We start from the raw sequence: 2,543 nt of genomic DNA, 5'->3' as shown, positions 1-2,543 counted from the left end.
ATGGCTCGTACGCCGAAGACGACCACACACACCGTCACCGCCGTGAGCGGTGTCCGACCCGGTAGCCCGCTCGACCGGCTGTTCAACCACGGCGAGGATGCGGCGGGCAGGCGCCCGCACCGGACGTGCTGTGCGCCAGCCACAAGGCCGCCGCCGAAGCCAACCACTGACAACCACGTCCGCGGAACTCCAAGGCACGGAAGGGAAAGCCCATCATGACCCGCTACGAAACCGCCCGGTTGACCGCTGACGTGGTGGTCCTGGCCGACGACGACACCCGGGTGCTACTGGTCCGCCGGGCCAAGGAGCCGTACATCGGCCGGTGGGCGCTGCCCGGTGGGCATCTGAACCCCGGCGAGGAGGCCGAGGCTGCCGCGCGGCGTGAGCTGCGTGAGGAGACCGGCATCGACCCCGGCCATCTGATCACGGTCGGGGTGTACGCGACGCCCGGCCGGGACCCACGCGGCCGTTACGTGAGCTTCGCCTACGTCACCCGCCTGGCCCGGACCGTCCCGCCGACCGCGGGCGACGACGCGGCGGACGCCCAGTGGGTTCCGGTCCGCGCCGCGCTTAACAACCTGGCTTTCGACCATCTCGCGATCATCACTGACGCGCTGCGGGGACGGGCATTCTGATGGGATTCATCAAAAGCCTTTTCAGTCCAGCTGAGGCGGCACGTCGGGGGTGGGAACGCGCCGACCGTGACCAGGCCCGCGCCCAGGTCCGCGCAGTAACCGACGGGAATGGCCTGTCGAAGCGCGGGACCCGACCCGCGCGGCGATGCCCACCTGCGAGGTATGCGGAAAAAGCGGAAAGACACTGACCGTCCGGCGCGGAAAGGCAGCCTGCAAGGGCGGGTGCTGACCGGGCAGCCGGAAAGCCGGAGCTGATCAGTCGCTGCCGCAACAACGACGCCAGCTAGCCAATTCCGAAGTGCGGCGGCCGTCTCGCCGATGCCACCCGCCGCACCCCGGAGAATCCGAGAACTGAAAGGGAGTGAAGAAATGCAACTGTGGTCGCGGAAAGACAACATGCGGTTGGGCCGTGAGATCGCGGATATCAATGTGCGCCGGGGGAACGCTGTGGCCCTGGGCGACGCCGAAACAGTCGCCCGGGACAACACGCGGATCGTCCGCCGTCAGGACGTGCTGCGGCATCGGGTGAGGCGCGGCGACGGTCAGGCGCTGGCCGTTCTCGCCAGCAACCTCGTTCCCGAGGATTGATCACCCCCCGGCGCGGCGCCCATGCCTGGACAGCCAGCGCCGCCGCACCCCGTCGATGAGCGGACGGGTCGGACGTCGCCCACACCCAGACTCCGACCCGCCCCGCACCTTCCTCACCTGCCGACCCGAAAGGGGACCGTCATGACCGCCACCATCCTCGAGCAGGCCCGCGCCTCCCTCCGCGCCACCACCCCGGCCGACCCGCCGCCCGCCGCACCCGCACCCGCACCGGCCCGGGTGATCCTCACCGTCACGGTCGCCGGACTGTTCGACGTGCTCACCAACACCATCCGCGCCGCCGGCACCGACATCACCCTGCCCGGCCTGTCCCGGGTCCGGCTGCACCTGGCCGACGGCCGGCTGCACACCACCGCCACCGACCGGTTCCGCATCCACCGCGACTGGACCCCGCTACTGGACACCACCCCCGCCCACCTGCCCGACCCGCTGCTGCCCACCAGCGAGGTCGCGACCCTGCGCACCCTGCTCCCCGCCCTGCGCGAGGCACCCGCGACCCTCACCCTCGGCGCGCCGATCCCCGCACCCAACGACGACCTGCGGGAGATCCGGCTCACCCTGGGCGTCCGCGGCTTCTCCAACAACCTCTCCCTGCACTCGGTCGTCGACCCGACCCTGCGCTTCCCCGACATCGCCAAGACGGACGCCCAGCTGGCCCGCTGGAACCCGGCTGGCACCGTCCGCCTGAACCCCGGTTTCCTCGCCGACGCCGCAAAACTCACCCACCACGGCCGGCCCGTCAGCCGCCACGCCGGCCTCACCCTGCGCTTCCGCGCCGACCGCCCCGACCGCGCCCTGGGCGCCGTGCGGATCACCCACCCCGGACGGCCCTCGTTCACCGCCGACGTCATGCCCATCCACATCGGCGACGACGACGCCGCATGAGCCTGACCGTGCTGGACCTGTTCGCCGGTGCCGGCGGCTCTTCCACCGGCCTGGCCGCCGCTCTCCAAGCCAGCCGATGACAACCCCCGCATCGCAGACAGGAGCCCCCATGACAAGCACATCCCACAAGCCGACCGTGCTGGACCCGGTGGTGCTGGACCAGCAGGTCCACGAGGCCCGGACGCGGTGGACCAGCCAGCTCCTGCGACGGATCACCTACCGGGTGCGCCTGGCCTACCCGGACGCGACCGCCCTGGACCTCTACGACGCCGAAGAACTCGGCTGGATGCTGCACACCGTCCTCGGCCCGAACGGCACACCCCTGGTCTTCGCACCCCACCTCTACGACGGCGCGGACTGGGACCACGCCAACGCACTGACCAACATGCTGCACCTCGACGACGACCTGATCATGTA

4 protein-coding genes are annotated in these 2,543 nt (G+C 70.7%); all 4 read left to right on the top strand.

Annotated features, from left to right (window positions below; translation table 11 throughout):
- Positions 1-215 precede the first annotated feature (215 nt).
- Positions 216-635 carry an NUDIX domain-containing protein gene (locus G6R25_RS23320; RefSeq protein WP_163554582.1) on the top strand — a complete coding sequence of 140 codons (420 nt, stop codon included), beginning with the start codon at positions 216-218 and terminating at the stop codon, positions 633-635.
- A 369-nt stretch (positions 636-1,004) separates the two neighbouring features.
- Positions 1,005-1,223, top strand: coding sequence for a hypothetical protein (locus tag G6R25_RS23315; RefSeq protein ID WP_163554581.1), 219 nt, complete (start codon positions 1,005-1,007; stop codon positions 1,221-1,223).
- 141 nt (positions 1,224-1,364) lie between these two features.
- Entirely contained in the window at positions 1,365-2,126 is a 762-nt protein-coding gene (locus tag G6R25_RS23310; protein WP_163554580.1) for a hypothetical protein, read from the top strand.
- 109 nt (positions 2,127-2,235) lie between these two features.
- A partial coding sequence (locus G6R25_RS23305) for a hypothetical protein (RefSeq protein ID WP_163554579.1) occupies positions 2,236-2,543 on the top strand: 308 nt, incomplete at its 3' end.

Origin of the sequence: Candidatus Frankia alpina (genome assembly GCF_902806485.1) — a bacterium.
In the GTDB taxonomy this organism is placed as follows: Bacteria; Actinomycetota; Actinomycetes; order Frankiales; family Frankiaceae; genus Frankia; species Frankia alpina.
Note: the sequence above shows the minus strand (reverse complement) of the source record. Positions and strands in the feature narration are given on the sequence as shown.